Genomic DNA, 16,034 nt, shown 5'->3' with positions numbered 1-16,034 from the left:
TTCCGCCGCATTACTAAGCGGCTAATAATCACAAAGTGTCGCAATTCGGGAGATGTATCCCCAGATTCCACATATGACCATGGGAAGGTCCGGCTGATGGCCAGTGACCGCCGCCAGCCCATGGGAAGGTGAGGAGGGGCTTATGCCGACGCTGTTCGGTTCGCTGCGCAGGCTTCTGATGACGCCGTCGCTGGCCGAGGTGAGTTTCGAAGGGCGGGGATTTCCTGTCACGCCGTCGGATGCCACGCGACGCCTGGAAGCGATTCCCCAGGCGGTGATCTGTGGATTCGAATGGGGAATCGACGCGCGTGACCAGTGGGAGGTCGAGCGCCGGTTGAGCATGGTGGACCCCGAGCAGCGGGGGTTCGCCTACGAGGGCGCGACGATGGCCTTCACCATCCTTGACGCGATGGGGGGCGGCCGCGGCCACCGTACCCGTGACCTGTTGCTCGGTCCGGGGCAGCCGCACATCTTCCTCACCTACATCGGCATCGGTTTCGCCATGGCGCGTCTGCCCAGGCCGCTGTGGAAGAAGGTCATGCCCGACCTCAGCGGGTCGGCCTACTACCCGACGATGAGCTGGCTGGCGGTCGACGGCTACGGCTTCGACCGCGCCTACTTCGACACCCGGCGCTGGGTCGACGAGCAGCGGGTGCCGGCGTCCTACCCCTGGGAGGGCTCGCCCGACTACTTCCCGCGTGCAGTGGACCAGGGCATCGGCCGGGCGCTGTGGTTCATCCACGGCGGTCAGGTGCCCGACGTCGCCTCCGCCGTGGGCCGCTTCGCCAGTCACCGCCAGGCCGACCTGTGGAGCGGTGTCGGCCTGGCCTCGACGTTCGCCGGCGGCGCCGGCAGCGAGGCCCTCGCCACGCTGCGCCGGGAGGCCGGTGAGCATCGGGCGGAGCTGGCCCAGGGCGTGGTGTTCGCGGTCAAGGCGCGCGACTTCTCCGGGTTCGTGCCGCCGCACACCGAGGCCGCCGCCGCCGTCCTCGCGGACCTGTCCATCAAGGACGCCGTCGCGCTCGCCGACGACACCGCCGTGGACCCGTACGGTTCCGGGCCGGTTCCGCAGTACGAGTTGTGGCGGAGCAGGATCCGTTCGCATTTCACCTCGTCCGCGGATCTTCTTCTGAGCTGACCGCGCCGGCGCGTGATCACCGCTGATTTCGCATAAAGCGTTGTTTCCAGCAGTCGTTAAACGGGTCGACCATGCCCGGAAAATGGCTGCATTTCTCCGAGTGAGCACGTATGGAGTGGACCCGAGAACGGCTCCTATGGGTAGATTTATCTAGATTTATTAACCCTTGGATAAGAGGCAACCTGAGGGGCGGAGAGGTAATTGACTGGTTTTATGCGGGCATTGAGACGCCGCATTCTGACACCCGACATCTCAGAAACACTGCTCTCGACACGTGGTTTCCATGTGAAGAGCCCGAAGGCCCGGGAACAGCTGGAGACCATCGGCGCGACGTTTCTCACCGGCTATGCATACGCGGCGGAGGCGCGCACGCCCGCGGAGGCGGAGGAGTGGCTGGAGCAGGTCCCCCGGCAGTTCCGTGGCTTCGCCTACGAGGGCGCCGGCATGGCCTTCACCATCCTTGACGCGATGCCGGTCGGAGGCGGAGGCGGGGGCAAGCTCGCCGGCTTCCTGGCGGGACGCGGCAACGACCACATCTACATGGTCTACGTCGGGATCGGCTGGGCGATGGCGCGCCTGCCGCGGTTCCTGTGGCCGAAGAGCGGCACGCTCGACCCCCTGCTGCTCTGGCTCGTGCACGACGGCTACGGCTTCCACCAGGCCTACTTCCGCACCCAGCAGTACGTGTACGAGCAGTACCAGGCGCCCAGCTTCCCCTGGCCGGCCGACGACCCCACGTCGTACGCCAACCGGGCCCTCGACCAGGGCATCGGACGGGCCCTGTGGTTCGTCAACGGGACCGACGGCGACCGGGTCGCATCCATGATCGAAAAATTCCCCGAGTCCCGCCGCGCCGACCTGTACGGCGGCGCGGGACTGGCCGCCACCTATGCCGGTGGTGCGCACGAGGACGAGCTGCTGGCGTTCCGGGAGCGTGCCGGGGAGTACCGTTCCCTGCTCGCCCAGGGGAGCGCGTTCGCAGCCGAGGCCCGGGTCCGGGCCGACCTGCTGGTGCCGCACAACGAGGTCGCCGCGCGGGTCTTCTGCGGCGCGACGCCGGAGCGGGCGGCACGGGTCACTCACGAAACCCGCCCCGGCGGGACGGTACAGGGCCAGCTGCCGGCCTACGAGGTATGGCGGCAGCGCATCGCCAACGAGTTCGTATCCCTTGGAGGTGTTAGTCCGTGACCACGACAGCTGGCTGGCTGCGGAAGCAGCTACCCGGAATCGTCGCCCTCGTGCTGATGACGGGCGCGTTCGTAGTGAGCCGCCCGCCCACGTCGTCCGCCGACGAGAAGGCGGACATCGCGAGCAGGTACGGGTTCACCCCGATGAACATCGCGATGCCCGGAGGGTTCACCCAGAAGACGATGCGCGCGGTGAACAAGAGATACACGCACATCGACGCGTGGATCTCCTCGGTCGGCGCCGGCGTCGCGATGAACGACCTCGACGGGGACGGCCTGGCCAACGACCTGTGCATCACCGACCCCCGGATCGACCAGGTCGTGGTCACCCCCACGCCCGGTGAGCGGTCCGGCCGGTACGCGCCGTTCGCGCTCAACCCCGGCACCCTCCCCATGAACGAGGCCATGGCCCCGATGGGCTGCCTGCCGGGTGACTTCAACGAGGACGGCCGCACCGACCTGCTCGTCTACCTGTGGGGCCGCACGCCGATCGTCTACCTGGCCAAGGCCGACGCGCAGAGCCTCGGCGCCGGGGCGTACCTGCCCACCGAGCTGGTGCCGGGCGCCGGCGGCGCCGAGTACACGGGGCCGCTGTGGAACAGCAACACGGCCACCTTCGCCGACTTCGACGGCGACGGGCACGGTGACATCTTCATCGGCAACTACTTCCCGCACAGCCCGGTGCTCAACGACAAGATCAACGGCGGCGTGGAGATGAACGACTCCATGTCCCGGGGCCTCAACGGCGGCGAGAACTACTTCTTCCGCTGGACCGCGGGCAGCGCGGGCGCGCAGCCGTCGGCGACCTTCCAGAAGCTCGACCGCGTCCTGCCCAGCAACGTCTCCAAGGGCTGGGAGCTCGGCGCGGCGGCCGCGGACCTCGACGGCGACCTGCTGCCCGAGCTGTACCTCGCCAACGACTTCGGTCCCGACCGGCTGCTGTACAACCGGTCCAAGCCGGGTGAGATCAAGTTCTCGGTGGTGGAGGGCGTGCGCACGCCGCTCATCCCCAAGTCCAAGTCGATCGGCCACGACTCCTTCAAGGGCATGGGCCTCGACTTCGGCGACCTGAACGGCGACGGCATCTACGACATGTTCGTCAGCAACATCACCACCTCGTTCGGCATCGAGGAGAGCAACCTCCAGTTCATGTCCACCGCCAAGGACCAGGCCGACCTGCGCGCGAAGCTCGCCAAGGGCGAGGCGCCGTGGGAGGACCGCAGCGCCCAGCAGTCCACCGCCTGGACGGGCTGGGGCTGGGACGTCAAGATCGACGACTTCAACAACAGCGGCGACCTGGCGATCGCCCAGGCCACCGGCTTCGTCAAGGGTGAGGTCAACCGCTGGCCGGTGCTGCAGGAGCTGGCGACCGCCAACGACGGCGTCCTGCGCAATCCGAGCTCCTGGCCCAAGGTCCGGGCCGGTGACGACGTCGCGGGGCACCAGACCCTCGCCTTCTTCGCCAAGAACGAGGACGGCCGGTACGCCAACATCTCCGAGCAGCTCGGCCTGGCCATCCCGGTGCCCACCCGCGGCCTGGCCACCGGCGACTCCAACGGCGACGGCCTGCTCGACCTCGCGGTCGCCCGGCAGTGGGACGAGCCGGTGTTCTACCAGAACAAGAGCCCGAACCCCGGAGCCTTCCTCGGGCTGAAGCTGACCCACGAGGGCCCCGCCACCACCGGCGCCCCGGCCGCGGGCACGCTCCCGGCCCCGGGCTCGGCCGCGATCGGCACGGAGGTGACGGTCACCACGCCCGACGGGCGCAAGACCATCGCCCGGGTCGACGGCGGCAGCGGCCACTCCGGCCGGCGCAGCCACGACGTGCACATCGGCCTGGGGCCGAACGTGACCGGACCGGTGCAGGTCCGTCTGTGCTGGCGCGACAGGACCGGACAGATCCACGACCAGACCCTTCAACTGACCCCGGGCTGGCACTCCCTCCAGCTCGGCTCTCAGGCCAAGGAGAAGTGACGGTATGGCAGAGAAAACCAACAACCCGCCGCGTCACGACCCCAAGGTCGTCACGGCCCTGCGCAGGTTCGCCCTCTCGATGACGGTCTTCAACATCCTCGGCTACACGGTCCTCGGATTCGAGCAGCCGTGGCTGTGGCCCCTGATCGCGCTGGCCACCGGCTACATCGCGGAGATCGGCCTGGAGTACATCTCGGCCCGCAACGAGGGGCGCCCGCCGCGCTTCACCGGCGGCGGCGCCCGCGGGTTCATGGAGTTCCTCCTGCCCGCCCACATCACCAGCCTCGCGATGAACATGCTGATCTACGTCAACGACCAGGTCCTGGTCCTGATATTCGGCGTCCTCGTCGCGGTCGGCACGAAGTGGGTGCTGCGGGCACCGGTGCGCGGACGCCTGCGGCACTTCATGAACCCGTCCAACTTCGGCATCGCGGTCATCCTGGTGCTCTTCCCCTGGGCCAGCATCGCCCCGCCGTACCACTTCACCGAGAGCGTCTCCAACCCGATCGACTGGATCGTCCCGGGCATCATCCTCTTCTTCGGCACCATGCTCAACGCCAAGCTCACCAACCGGATGTGGCTGATCGTCGGCTGGGTGGGCGTCTTCGCCCTGCAGGCGGTCGTCCGCGGTCTCATCCTGGACACCTCCATCCCCGGCGGCCTGGCGATGATGACCGGGGTGGCGTTCATCCTCTTCACCAACTACATGATCACCGACCCGGGCACGAGCCCGTCCAAGCCGCTGTCGCAGTTCGCCTTCGGCGGCGGGGTGGCCCTGGTCTACGGCGTCCTCACCGGCATGAGCATCCCCTACGGGATCTTCTTCGCCACCGCCATCGTCTGCCTCATCCGCGGTGGCTTCCTGTGGTCGCTCTACATCGTCGACAAGTCCCGCGAGCAGGCCAAGGCGCAGGAGCGCAGTGCCGCCCAGGTGCCCGGTCCGGCCGTCGCCGGGTCGCCGGCCGGTGAGAAGGAGGTCGCGACCGTATGAGCAGGATCGCGATCGTCGGCATGGCGTGCCGCTACCCGGACGCCGCATCGCCGAGGGAGCTGTGGGAGAACGCTCTCGCCGGTCGCCGCGCCTTCCGCCGACTGCCCGACGTGCGCATGCGACTGGAAGACTACTGGGACGCCGACCCGGCCACCCCGGACCGCTTCTACGCGCGCAACGCCGCGGTCATCGAGGGCTACGAGTTCGACCGGATCGCCTACAAGATCGCCGGTAGCACCTACCGGTCGACCGACCTCACGCACTGGCTCGCGCTCGACATGGCGGGCCTGGCACTGGCCGACGCGGGCTTCCCGTCCGGTGAGGGCCTGCCCCGCGAGCGCACCAGCGTGGTCGTGGGCAACACCCTCACCGGCGAGTTCACCCGGGCCAACGTGATGCGCCTGCGCTGGCCGTACGTGCGCCGCACGCTCGCCGCGACGCTCAAGGAGCAGGGCTGGGACGACGACCGGCTGGCCACGTTCCTCGACGACTTCGAGGCCACCTACAAGAACCCCTTCCCCGCCATCGACGAGGACACCCTGGCCGGCGGTCTCTCCAACACGATCGCCGGGCGGATCTGCAACCACTTCGACCTCAACGGGGGCGGCTACACCGTCGACGGCGCGTGCTCGTCCTCGCTGCTGTCGGTGGCGACGGCGTCCAAGGCGCTCCTCGACGGCGATGTCGACGTCGCCATCGCCGGCGGGGTCGACCTGTCCATCGACCCGTTCGAGATCGTGGGCTTCGCCAAGACCGGCGCCCTGGCCAAGGGCGAGATGCGGCTGTACGACCGCGGCTCCAACGGCTTCTGGCCGGGCGAGGGCTGCGGGATGGTCGTGCTGATGCGCGAGGCCGACGCCCTGGAGGCCAGGCACCGCATCTACGCCACCATCGCCGGCTGGGGCATCTCCTCCGACGGCAAGGGCGGCATGACCAGGCCCGAGGTCAGCGGCTACCAGCTCGCGCTGCGGCGGGCGTACGAGCGGGCCGGGTTCGGCATCGACACCGTGGAGCTGTTCGAGGGCCACGGCACCGGCACGGCGGTCGGCGACAGGACGGAGCTCACCGCGCTGTCGGGGGCCAGGTCCGCCGCCAACCCCGACGCCGCGCCCGCGGCGGTCACCTCGATCAAGGGCATGATCGGCCACGCCAAGGCCGCGGCCGGGGTGGCCGGCCTGATCAAGGCGGTGATGGCGGTGCACGAGCAGGTGCTGCCGCCGACCATCGGCTGCGTCGACCCCCACGAGGTGCTGACCGAGGAGTCGTCGTCCCTGCGCGTGCTGCGCAAGGCCGAGCCCTGGCCGGCCGGCGCACCGGTACGCGCCGGCGTCACGGCCATGGGCTTCGGCGGCATCAACACCCACATCGTGCTGGAGAAGACCGGCCCGCGACGGCGCGTGCCGCTCCCCAGCCGCACCAGGATGCTGGCCTCGTCGCTTCAGGACGTGGAGCTGCTGCTCGCCGACGCGGCCTCACCGCAGGCGCTGCGCGAGCGGCTCACCCAGCTGATCGACTTCGTGCCGCAGGTGTCCTACGCCCAGCTCTCCGACCTGGCGGCCACCCTCCAGCGCGACCTGCGCGACCTGCCCTACCGGGCCGCGGTGGTCGTCTCCTCGCCCGAGGACGCCGAGCGGCAGCTCCGGCGCGTGCTGGAGGCACTCGACGCGGGCGAGACCAGCCTGTTCGCCCGGGACGGCCGGGCCTTCCTGGGCCACGCGGACGGAACCGGCCGGGTCGGCTTCCTCTTCCCGGGGCAGGGATCGGGCCGCGGCACCAGCGGCGGCGCGCTGCGCCGGCGCTTCGCCGAGGTCGAGGAGATCTACGCCAAGGCGGCGCTGCCCACGACCGGTGACATGGTGGCGACCGCGGTCGCCCAGCCGCGCATCGTCACCGGCTCGCTGGCCGGCCTGCGGGTCCTGTCCGCCCTCGGGGTGGACGCGGACATCGCGGTCGGCCACAGCCTGGGCGAGCTCTCGGCACTGCAGTGGGCCGGCGCGATGGACGAGGAGACCCTGCTGCACGTGGCGGGGGTCCGCGGCAGAGCGATGGCCGACAACAGCGCCTCGGGAACCATGGCCGGTGTCCGCGCGACGCCGGACGTCGTGACCGGGCTGGCTGCCGGCCTGCCCGTCGTGATCGCCGGATACAACGGGCCGGAGCAGACCGTCGTCGCGGGACCGGTCGAGGCGATCGAGGCCTTCGGGCGCAAGGCCGCCGACGCCGGCGTGCGGTGCACCCGCCTGTCGGTGTCCCACGCCTTCCACTCGCCGCTGGTGGCGCCGGCGGCCGACGCCCTCGGCGCCGAGCTCGCCGGCGAGGAGTTCGGCCCGATCGGACGGCAGGTCGTCTCCACCGTCACGGGGGAGGAGCTGGCGCCGGACACCGACGTCCCGGCACTGCTCCGCCGGCAGATCACCGAGCCCGTGCTGTTCACCCAGGCCGTGGAGCTGGCGGCCAAGGACATCGACCTGTTCGTCGAGGTCGGTCCGGGCCGGGTGCTCAGCGGCCTGGCGTCGGCTCTGACGAAGGTGCCGGCGATCGCGCTGGACACCGACGACGAGTCGCTGGGCGGGCTGCTGCGGGTGGCCGGCGCGGCCTACGTCGCCGGTGTCCCGATCATCCACGAGGAGCTCTTCCAGGGCCGGCTGATCCGGCCGCTGGAGGTCGGCGCCGAGTTCACGTTCTTCGCCAGCCCCGCCGAGCAGGCACCGGAGGTCAAGCTCCGCGCGGGTGTCCGCAAGGTCGACGAGCCCGTCAAGACCGTCGTCACCGGCACGCAGCAGCCGGAGGTGCAGCCGGGAGAGTCGAGCGTCGACCTGCTGCGCCGCCTGGCGGCCGAACGCGCCGAGCTGCCGCTGGAGATGGTGGGCGAGGACAGCCATCCGCTCGACGAGCTGCACCTGAGCTCGGTCACGGTGATGCACATCATCGACCAGGCGACCCAGCGGCTGGGCGTGCCGGCGGCGCAGGCGCCGACGAACCTCGCCACCGCGAGCCTGCGCGAGCTGGCCGAGGCGCTCGACGCGCTGGCCCAGAACGCCCAGGCCGCCGATTCCGCCCCGGCCCGCCTGGTGGCCGGATCGGCTCCGTGGGCCCGGCCGTTCGCGGTCGACCTCGACGAGGTGCCGCTGCCGGCGCGGACCACGCCCGAGGAGAACGGGCAGTGGCAGGTGTTCGGGGCCGGAGAGTCCCCGATCGCCGAGCCGCTGCGCCAGGCCCTCGAACGCGAGAAGGTCGGCTCCGGCGTGCTGGTGTGCCTGCCGCAGGACTGCTCCGAGGAGCATGTGGAGCAGGCGCTGCTGGGCGCCAAGGCCGCCGTCCGCGGCGCGCAGGACAGCCGGTTCGTCCTGGTCCAGCACGGCCGCGGCGCGGCCGGTCTGGCCAAGACGTTGCAGCTGGAGGCCCCTCACCTGCGGACCACCATCGTGCACGTGCCGGCGGGGCCCGAGGCGGTCGGCCGGGTGGTGGCCGAAGTGGCCGCGACCTCGGCCTACGCCGAGGTCCACTACGACGGCGACGGCGTACGGCGGGTGCCGACGATGCGCGCGCTGCCGGTACGGCCGGCCCGCACGCAGCAGCCGCTGGACGGGACCGACGTGCTGCTGGTGACCGGCGGCGGGAAGGGCATCACCGCCGAGTGCGCGCTGGCGGTGGCCGTCGACACCGGCGCCAAGCTGGCCGTGCTGGGCCGCTCGGATCCGGCCGACGACCGGGAGCTGGCCGACAACCTCCGGCGGATGGCGGACTCCGGGGTGAGCGTGCACTACGCCCGGGCGGACGTCACCGACCTGGACCAGGTGCGCCGCGGGGTCGCCGAGGTGGAGGCGGCCCTCGGGCCCGTCACCGCCGTGCTGCACGGCGCCGGCCGCAACGAGCCCGGCGGGCTGGCGAGCCTCGACATGGCCGCCTTCCGGCGGACCTTCGCCCCCAAGGTGGGCGGCCTGCGCAACGTGCTGGCCGCCGTCGAACCCGGCCGGCTGCGCCTGCTGGTGTCCTTCGGCAGCATCATCGGCCGTGCGGGACTGCACGGTGAGGCGCACTACGCCACCGCGAACGAGTGGCTGGCCGACCTCACTCGCGAGGTCGCCGAACAGCACCCGCAGTGCCGCAGCATCTGCATGGAATGGTCGGTCTGGTCCGACGTCGGCATGGGCGAGCGGCTCTCGGTCGTCGACGGCCTGGCCCGCAAGGGAATCACGCCGATCTCCCCGGAGCAGGGTGTGCAGATCATGCGGCGGCTGGTGGCCGACCCCGACGCGCCCACCGTCGTGGTGATCAGCGGGCGCACCGAGGGCATCGACACCGTCCGCTACGACCTGCCGTCGCTGCCGCTGCTGCGCTTCGTCGACAGGCCGCTGATCCGCTACCACGGCGTCGAGCTCGTCACCGAGATCGAGATGAACGCCGGAACCGACCTCTACCTCGCCGACCACCTCCTCGACGGCAACCTTCTCTTCCCCGCCGTGTTCGGCATGGAGGCCATGGCACAGGTGGCCTCCGCGGCCACCGGGTGGGAGACGGTGCCGGTGATCGAGCAGGCGGAGTTCCTGCGGCCCATCATCGTGCCGCCGACCGGCAGCACCACGGTCCGCATCGCCGCGACCGTGACCGACCACGAGACCGTCGAGGTGGCCATCCGCAGCGCGGAGACCGGCTTCGACGTGGACCACTTCCGCGCGCGGCTGCGCTTCACCGGTGACGGCGCGCCGGACGGCCCGCCGGGACAGATCGGCGAGGGACTGCCGGTGGTACCGCTGGACCCGGCCGCCGAGATGTACGGCGACGTGCTGTTCCAGGGCACGCGGTTCCAGCGCCTGCGCCGCTACCACCGGGCCGCGGCCCGGCACGTCGACGCCGACGTGGCGGCGGTGGAGGCGAGGGACTGGTTCGCCGCCTTCCTCCCCGGGGAGCTGCTGCTCGGAGACCCGGGCATGCGGGACGCGCTCATGCACGGCAACCAGGTCTGCGTGCCGGACGCCACCCTGCTGCCGACCGGGATCGAGCGGGTGCACCCCGGCGGCGCCGCGCTGGCCGAGGCGGGGGAGCTGCGCTACTGCGCCACCGAGCGGCAGCGCGACGGCGACACCTACATCTACGACATCGCGGTGCGCACCGCCGCCGGTGACGTCGTCGAGCGGTGGGAGGGCCTGCGCCTGCAGGCGGTGCGGAAGAAGGACGGGCGCGGCCCCTGGGTCACCCCCCTGCTCGGCTCCTACCTGGAGCGGACGCTGGAGGACCTGACCGGCTCGCGGGTCGCGGTCGCCGTCGAACCGCACTACCCGGACGTCCCGGAAGGGGACGAGGGGCACCGGGTCCTGGCGGCCGTGGCCGTGGGACGGGCGCTGGGCCACCAGGCCGAGATCCGGTACCTGCCGGACGGCCGCCCGGAGACCGGCGGCGACCGTACGGTCTCGGCCTCCCACACGGCCGGGGTGACCCTGGGCGTCGCGTCCGCCGGCACGGTGGGCTGCGCCGTCGAGCGGGTGACCGAACGGCCGGCGGAGGCGTGGCGGGAACTGCTCGGCGGGCACGTGCCCGTCGCCGAGCAGGTCTCCGCGCAGACGGGGGAGAGGCTCGACACCGCGGCCACGCGGGTGCGGGCCGCCGTCGAGTGCCTGCGGAACGCGGGCCTCTCGCCGGACGCCCCCCTCACCCCGGCCCCGGCCCAACGGGACGCCTGGGTGGTCTTCGCCTCCGGCGACCTGCGGATCGCGACGCTCGTCACGAGCCTGCGGGACACCCCGGATCCAGTCGTGTTCGCAGTCCTTACAGAAGGGCGGTCGTAGACCATGGGCAAGTACTTCGAATACCTGCACACGGTCGGTTTCGAGGAGACCAACCTCGTCGGCAACGTCTACTACGTCAACTACCTGCGCTGGCAGGGACGTTGCCGGGAGATGTTCCTGAAGCTGCAGGCACCGGAAGTGCTCGTGGACCTCCAGGACGACCTGAAGCTCTTCACGCTGAAGGTCGACTGCGAGTTCTTCGCCGAGATCACGGCCTTCGACGAGCTCTCCATCAGGATGCGCCTGGTCGATCTCACGCAGACCCAGATCGAGTTCAACTTCGACTACGTCCGGCTCGACGCGGGCGGCGGCGAGGCGCTCATCGCCCGCGGCCGGCAACGCATCGCGTGCATGCGCGGACCGAACACCCGGACGGTCCCCGCCAGGGTCCCTGAGGCGCTGGCCCGGGCGCTCGAACCGTACGCGCCGTAGGCGCGGATCCAGACAGTCAGCCAGGAGGTCAGCGTGACAGTCGACAACTCCACGTCATCTCGCGAGATGGCAGAAGCGAAGGCGCTGCGGCGGGCGTTCGGGACGTTCGCCACCGGTGTCACCGTGGTGACGACGGGCGGGACCATCCCGCACGCCATGACCGCGAACTCCTTCACCTCGGTCTCCCTCGACCCGCCACTTGTGCTGGTCTGCGTCGACCGCAGCGCGGTCATGCACCGGTGCCTCACCACCACGGGCTTCTTCGGGGTCTGCGTGCTGGCCGCCCACCAGGAGGCCGCGGCCCGGCACTTCGCCGACCGCTGGCGGACCCTGGGCGCGGCCCAGTTCGACGACGTCGACTGGCTGCCTGGCGAGAACACCGGTGTGCCGCTGCTCGAGGGCACCCTTGCCCGTTTCGAGTGCGAGCTGTGGCGCACCTACGACGGCGGCGACCACACGATCTTCATCGGAAAGGTGCTGTCCATGGAGCAGCAGACCGACCGGGACGCCCTGCTGGTCTTCAACGGCAAGTTCCGGCAGATCACCCCCGATTGGAGTGAGGTGCCTGCATGACCGTCACCGGGCGGGGTGCGAATGCCGTACCCAAGAGATCCTCTCCGGCATCCGGCACCCGCCGGGTGCCGCCCGGGCCGCCTTTCTGGGCCGGGCCGAGCCTGTTCAAGAAACTGGCGACGGACCGGCTCGGCATGATGACCCTCGCCGCGACGTACGGCGACGCGGCCCGGCTGTCCATCGGCCCCAAGACCCTCTACTTCTTCAACCACCCCGACCACGCCAAGCACGTGCTGGCCGACAACAGCGGCAACTACCACAAGGGCGTCGGTCTCGTTCAGGCGCGGCGGGCCATCGGTGACGGGCTGCTGACGAGCGAGGGCGACCTGTGGCGCAAGCAGCGCAGGATGATCCAGCCGGTGTTCCAGAACAAGCGGATCTCCCAGCAGGCCGGGGTCATCGCCAAGGAGGCGGCCAACCTGGTGGACCGGCTCCGGGCCCACGCCGGCGGGCAGCCGGTCGACGTGGTCCAGGAGATGACCTCGCTCAGCCTCGGCGTGCTCGGGCGCACCCTGCTCGATGCCGACCTCGGCGCGTTCAGCTCGATCGGGCACTCCTTCGAGGCCGTCCAGGACCAGGCGATGTTCGAGCTGGTGACGCTGAGCAAGGTGCCGATGTGGGTGCCCCTGCCCAAGCAGCTGCGCTTCCGCCGTGCCCGCGGGGAACTGCAGCGGATCGTCGACCACCTCGTCGCCGACCGCCTCGCGCGGTCCGGCGACGGCGGTGACGACGTCGTGTCCCGCCTGATCGCCTCGACCAGGCAGGAGGCCGACCCCCGGGTCGGCCGGCAGCGGATGCGCGACGAGCTGGTCACCCTGCTGCTCGCCGGGCACGAGACGACGGCCAGCACGCTGTCGTGGACCTTCTACCTCATCGACCGGCATCCGGAGGTCCGCGAGCGGCTGCACGCCGAGGCGGTGGAGGTGCTCGGCGACCGGCTGCCGGCCTACGAGGACCTCCACCGGCTGAAGTACACCGTGATGGTGGTGGAGGAGGTCATGCGCCTCTACCCGCCGGTGTGGATGCTGCCGCGGGAGGCCCAGGGAGACGACGAGATCGGCGGCTACCGCGTGCCGGCCGGTTCCGACGTCCTGATCAGCCCGTACACGCTGCACCGGCATCCGGCCTTCTGGGACGCCCCGGATCGGTTCGACCCGGATCGCTTCGATCCGGACCGCCCCACCGGCCGGCCCCGGTACGCCTACATCCCGTTCGGCGCCGGGCCCCGGTTCTGCGTCGGGAACCATCTCGGCATGATGGAGGCCACGTTCGTGATCGCGATGGTCGCCCGTGACCTCCGGCTGGCCGGCGTGCCCGGCCATCGGGTGGTCCCCGAGCCCATGCTGTCCCTGCGGGTGCGCGGCGGGCTGCCGATGAGCGTCCACTCCGCGACCGGCGCACGCGACGCGCGACCCCGGGCCGGTTCCCGGCGGGGCGGGGCGTGACGTCTCGGATCACACGGGCGCGACGGGCGCGGCGGAGGTCCCGGGAACGGCCGAAGGAGGACGGGCCCGGGACTCTCCCAGCGGGCCGCCGCGCCCTTCGCTCTCCGCCGCTCCGGGAGGTCCGGTTCCCGGGCGGCGCCCGGCGCCTCGCGGGCTCGCCGCCCAGGCCGCCGGGGTGACTTCCGACCTCATGCCTCAGGCCGCGGTACGGCCCCGCTCCCGCCTTCGGGGCGCGGGGGAGGGCTCCCCGGCCCCACCGCACCCGCGCCTGTACGGCCGGGTGCCGGGGTGGGGGTCAGGCCGTGTGCCGTGCCGCGGTCGCGGTCACCAGGTCACGTAGCGCGAGCAGCACCGGGGGGTCGAGGGTGCGCATCGGCTTGAGCTGAACGTCGGCGGGCTCGGTGCTCTTGCCGGCCTGGACCGTGATGGGCCCGTGGCGCCCGATGCACAGCGCCTCGTCGCCGCCGGGCGGGTGGTCGATGGCGTCCTCGCTGCCGGCGGCGGCGGACTGGGCGATCAGGTGCCACTGGCCTTCGGGGACGTCCTCCAGTACGTACGGTCCCGGTTGGTGGAGAATCGTGTAGCGAATGGGCCGGCCCTCAAGGATCCGGTCGGGGAACAGGCCGGCGAAGACCGGCCGGTCCTTCAGCGGCGACGAGATGTCACCGCGGACCGTCATGGTCGTGGTTCCCGCGAGGACGCGGTGGTCGTCGGTGAGGAGCTGTGGCATGACGGTTTCAAGCTGGCGATATTTACTCGGAGAAACACCCACGCTGCTGGTGAAACGTGAGCTGAAGGTGCCGACGCTGGAGTAGCCCACCCGATGGCTGATGTCCGTGACGGTCAACGAGGTCGAGGTGAGAAGCCTCTTGGCCTCGCGGAGCCGTACCGCCGACAGGAACCGGCCGGGCGACAGCCCGGTGACCCGTTGGAAGACACGGGAGAAATGAAACTTGCTGAACATCGCGGTGCGAGCCATGTCGTCAATGGTGATTTGATCACCCAGGTTGTCGTGCATGCTCTCGACGACTCGCAGGACGGCTTGCTCGATTACGTCGTTCATTACTCCTCCCGGGTATTGAAGGCGTCATCTCGATTAACCTTGAATTGACATGGCGAGAAAATTCGCCGTGCGCCCACGGCCTGCACATGTCCCACGAACGGCCTGGCCGGTACGTGTCTCCGTGCGTCTGCTCGAACGTCTCTAAATAGCCCCGGCCGCCGTCGGCGGCTGATTCCGCGGGATTGGGTCGGCTGGCTTCGCCGTCCGTGACGGATATTGGCCTGTTCGTTTATTACACGCGTCGGCGCGTGCGGAAGGCTGCATGGCAGCGCAGATTTCTTTGTAAATATTCGATGTAGCCGAGGGGTTACACAATGTGTGCGAACGTGCCGTGCATATGACCGGCTCTGTCCCGGCCTTTACGTGCGTTCAATTGATATGAATGACCGAGGAATGGTGGGCACGACGGGATGTCGCCGTGCGTTCGGCCGTGCGCGCGGGCAGGCTGCCTTCCCTGTGACGGGGGCGTCGCCCGCGGGGACGGCCGAAGAGGGGCTCTCCGGACCTCACGCCGGTCGCGGGGAGCTGCGGATACCCGTGGGCCGCGGTGGCGCGCCTGCGGCTGCGGCGGGGGAGCGGGTGCGTCGGCGACCGCCTGATTCCTGGCAGAGGCGACGTGGAGGTTGCGTGTCGCCGGCAACCTTCCGCTTTTCGTCTCCGCACTGCTCACGCCGAGATCGTATGCACGCCCCGATGTCGCAGGAATCGATCTCGGCGGTTTCTGGGGTACCCCCAATCGGATTAAGGGGGGTTAGGGGGTGAATAGGGGTTGCCGCCGGTGGGCGGGCCGGTCGATTCTGATGCCATTGGCTGGATGCCGTCGGCCTGCCGTTTTCGCGTGCCGTTTTTCGGGGGTGTGCGTCGTGAGCGGGGGCCGGTTGATGGTGATGGGGTGTGGCGGATGGCCGGGGCTCGCGAGGAGGAGTTCTCGCGTTATGTCAAGGAGGCCAGGCCGGGGCTGCGGCGGACGGCTTTTCTGCTCTCGTCGGACTGGTTCGAGGCCGACGATCTGGTGCAGCGGGCGTTGATCGCGATTCATGGGCGCTGGGAGAGCCTTGAGCATCGTGATCGGATCACGGGGTACGCGCGCACGATCATCATTCGGATGATCATCAGTGATCGCCGGTCTCATCGGTGGTCGCGTGAGGCGTTGGCGGAGGCGCTTCCGGAGCCGGAGCCGGCCGGGGATCCGTACGCGCTGCTGGGCGACCGCCTGGTGTTGATGAGGGCGTTGGCGGCGCTGGGGCCCCGGCAGCGGGCGGTGGTCGTCCTGCGGTACTGGGAGGACCGCAGCGTGGAGGAGACCGCGCTGGCGATGGGGAGCGGGGGCTCGACGGTGCGCAGCCAGACCGCGCGCGCGTTGAGCACGTTGCGTTCGGTGCTGCGGGGCGAGTGACCCGGTGCCGCGGGCCGGGCCTTCCGTCCCGGGGCCGGGGCCGGGGAAA

The 16,034-nt window shown here is 70.5% G+C and carries 10 protein-coding genes; 9 read left to right on the top strand and 1 reads right to left on the bottom strand.

The window, feature by feature from the left end; all coding sequences use genetic code 11:
• Positions 1 to 142: 142 nt before the first annotated feature.
• From SROS_RS33780 to SROS_RS33745, 8 genes are all read left to right on the top strand, one after another.
• On the top strand, positions 143 to 1,138 hold the full coding sequence (locus tag SROS_RS33780) for a DUF1702 family protein (protein ID WP_012893434.1): 996 nt from the start codon (positions 143 to 145) through the stop codon (positions 1,136 to 1,138).
• A 213-nt stretch (positions 1,139 to 1,351) separates the two neighbouring features.
• The gene (locus SROS_RS33775; protein ID WP_012893433.1) at positions 1,352 to 2,326 is read left to right on the top strand and encodes a DUF1702 family protein; all 975 of its coding nucleotides are present in this window, start codon (positions 1,352 to 1,354) and stop codon (positions 2,324 to 2,326) included.
• Positions 2,323 to 4,299: a CRTAC1 family protein gene (locus SROS_RS33770; protein ID WP_012893432.1), complete on the top strand. Its 1,977-nt coding sequence runs from the start codon at positions 2,323 to 2,325 to the stop codon at positions 4,297 to 4,299. The genes SROS_RS33775 and SROS_RS33770 overlap by 4 nt, the downstream gene beginning before the upstream one ends.
• Before the next feature lie 4 nt (positions 4,300 to 4,303).
• Positions 4,304 to 5,290 (top strand): hypothetical protein, encoded by a 987-nt coding sequence (locus SROS_RS33765; RefSeq protein WP_012893431.1) that lies wholly within the window; start codon positions 4,304 to 4,306, stop codon positions 5,288 to 5,290.
• Positions 5,287 to 11,076: a type I polyketide synthase gene (locus tag SROS_RS33760; RefSeq protein ID WP_012893430.1), complete on the top strand. Its 5,790-nt coding sequence runs from the start codon at positions 5,287 to 5,289 to the stop codon at positions 11,074 to 11,076. The genes SROS_RS33765 and SROS_RS33760 overlap by 4 nt, the downstream gene beginning before the upstream one ends.
• Positions 11,077 to 11,079: 3 nt before the next feature.
• On the top strand, positions 11,080 to 11,508 hold the full coding sequence (locus SROS_RS33755; RefSeq protein WP_012893429.1) for an acyl-CoA thioesterase: 429 nt from the start codon (positions 11,080 to 11,082) through the stop codon (positions 11,506 to 11,508).
• A gap of 33 nt (positions 11,509 to 11,541) precedes the next feature.
• Positions 11,542 to 12,081 (top strand): flavin reductase family protein, encoded by a 540-nt coding sequence (locus SROS_RS33750; protein ID WP_012893428.1) that lies wholly within the window; start codon positions 11,542 to 11,544, stop codon positions 12,079 to 12,081.
• Complete coding sequence (locus tag SROS_RS33745; RefSeq protein WP_012893427.1) at positions 12,078 to 13,526, top strand: cytochrome P450; 1,449 nt, start codon at positions 12,078 to 12,080, stop codon at positions 13,524 to 13,526. The genes SROS_RS33750 and SROS_RS33745 overlap by 4 nt, the downstream gene beginning before the upstream one ends.
• A gap of 295 nt (positions 13,527 to 13,821) precedes the next feature.
• On the opposite strand, the gene SROS_RS33740 is transcribed toward SROS_RS33745, so the two are convergent.
• Positions 13,822 to 14,589, bottom strand: coding sequence for a helix-turn-helix domain-containing protein (locus SROS_RS33740; protein ID WP_012893426.1), 768 nt, complete (start codon positions 14,587 to 14,589; stop codon positions 13,822 to 13,824).
• Between the two features lie 778 nt (positions 14,590 to 15,367).
• On the opposite strand from SROS_RS33740, the gene SROS_RS33735 reads away from it, so the two are divergent.
• Positions 15,368 to 15,985 carry a SigE family RNA polymerase sigma factor gene (locus tag SROS_RS33735; RefSeq protein WP_245564369.1) on the top strand — a complete coding sequence of 206 codons (618 nt, stop codon included), beginning with the start codon at positions 15,368 to 15,370 and terminating at the stop codon, positions 15,983 to 15,985.
• The last annotated feature ends 49 nt before the right edge of the window (positions 15,986 to 16,034 follow it).

The organism is Streptosporangium roseum DSM 43021 (assembly GCF_000024865.1).
Lineage (GTDB): Bacteria > Actinomycetota > Actinomycetes > Streptosporangiales > Streptosporangiaceae > Streptosporangium > Streptosporangium roseum.
This window is presented reverse-complemented; position numbering and strand designations above follow the sequence as displayed.

What these genes read in the sequence shown, in the direction of transcription:
- SROS_RS33780 (WP_012893434.1), top strand. Translation starts at nt 143, where the DNA reads ATGCCGACGCTGTTCGGTTCGCTGCGCAGGCTTCTGATGACGCCGTCG.
- SROS_RS33775 (WP_012893433.1), top strand. Translation starts at nt 1,352, where the DNA reads ATGCGGGCATTGAGACGCCGCATTCTGACACCCGACATCTCAGAAACA.
- SROS_RS33765 (WP_012893431.1), top strand. Translation starts at nt 4,304, where the DNA reads ATGGCAGAGAAAACCAACAACCCGCCGCGTCACGACCCCAAGGTCGTC.
- SROS_RS33760 (WP_012893430.1), top strand. Translation starts at nt 5,287, where the DNA reads ATGAGCAGGATCGCGATCGTCGGCATGGCGTGCCGCTACCCGGACGCC.
- SROS_RS33755 (WP_012893429.1), top strand. Translation starts at nt 11,080, where the DNA reads ATGGGCAAGTACTTCGAATACCTGCACACGGTCGGTTTCGAGGAGACC.
- SROS_RS33745 (WP_012893427.1), top strand. Translation starts at nt 12,078, where the DNA reads ATGACCGTCACCGGGCGGGGTGCGAATGCCGTACCCAAGAGATCCTCT.
- SROS_RS33740 (WP_012893426.1), bottom strand. Translation starts at nt 14,589, where the DNA reads ATGAACGACGTAATCGAGCAAGCCGTCCTGCGAGTCGTCGAGAGCATG.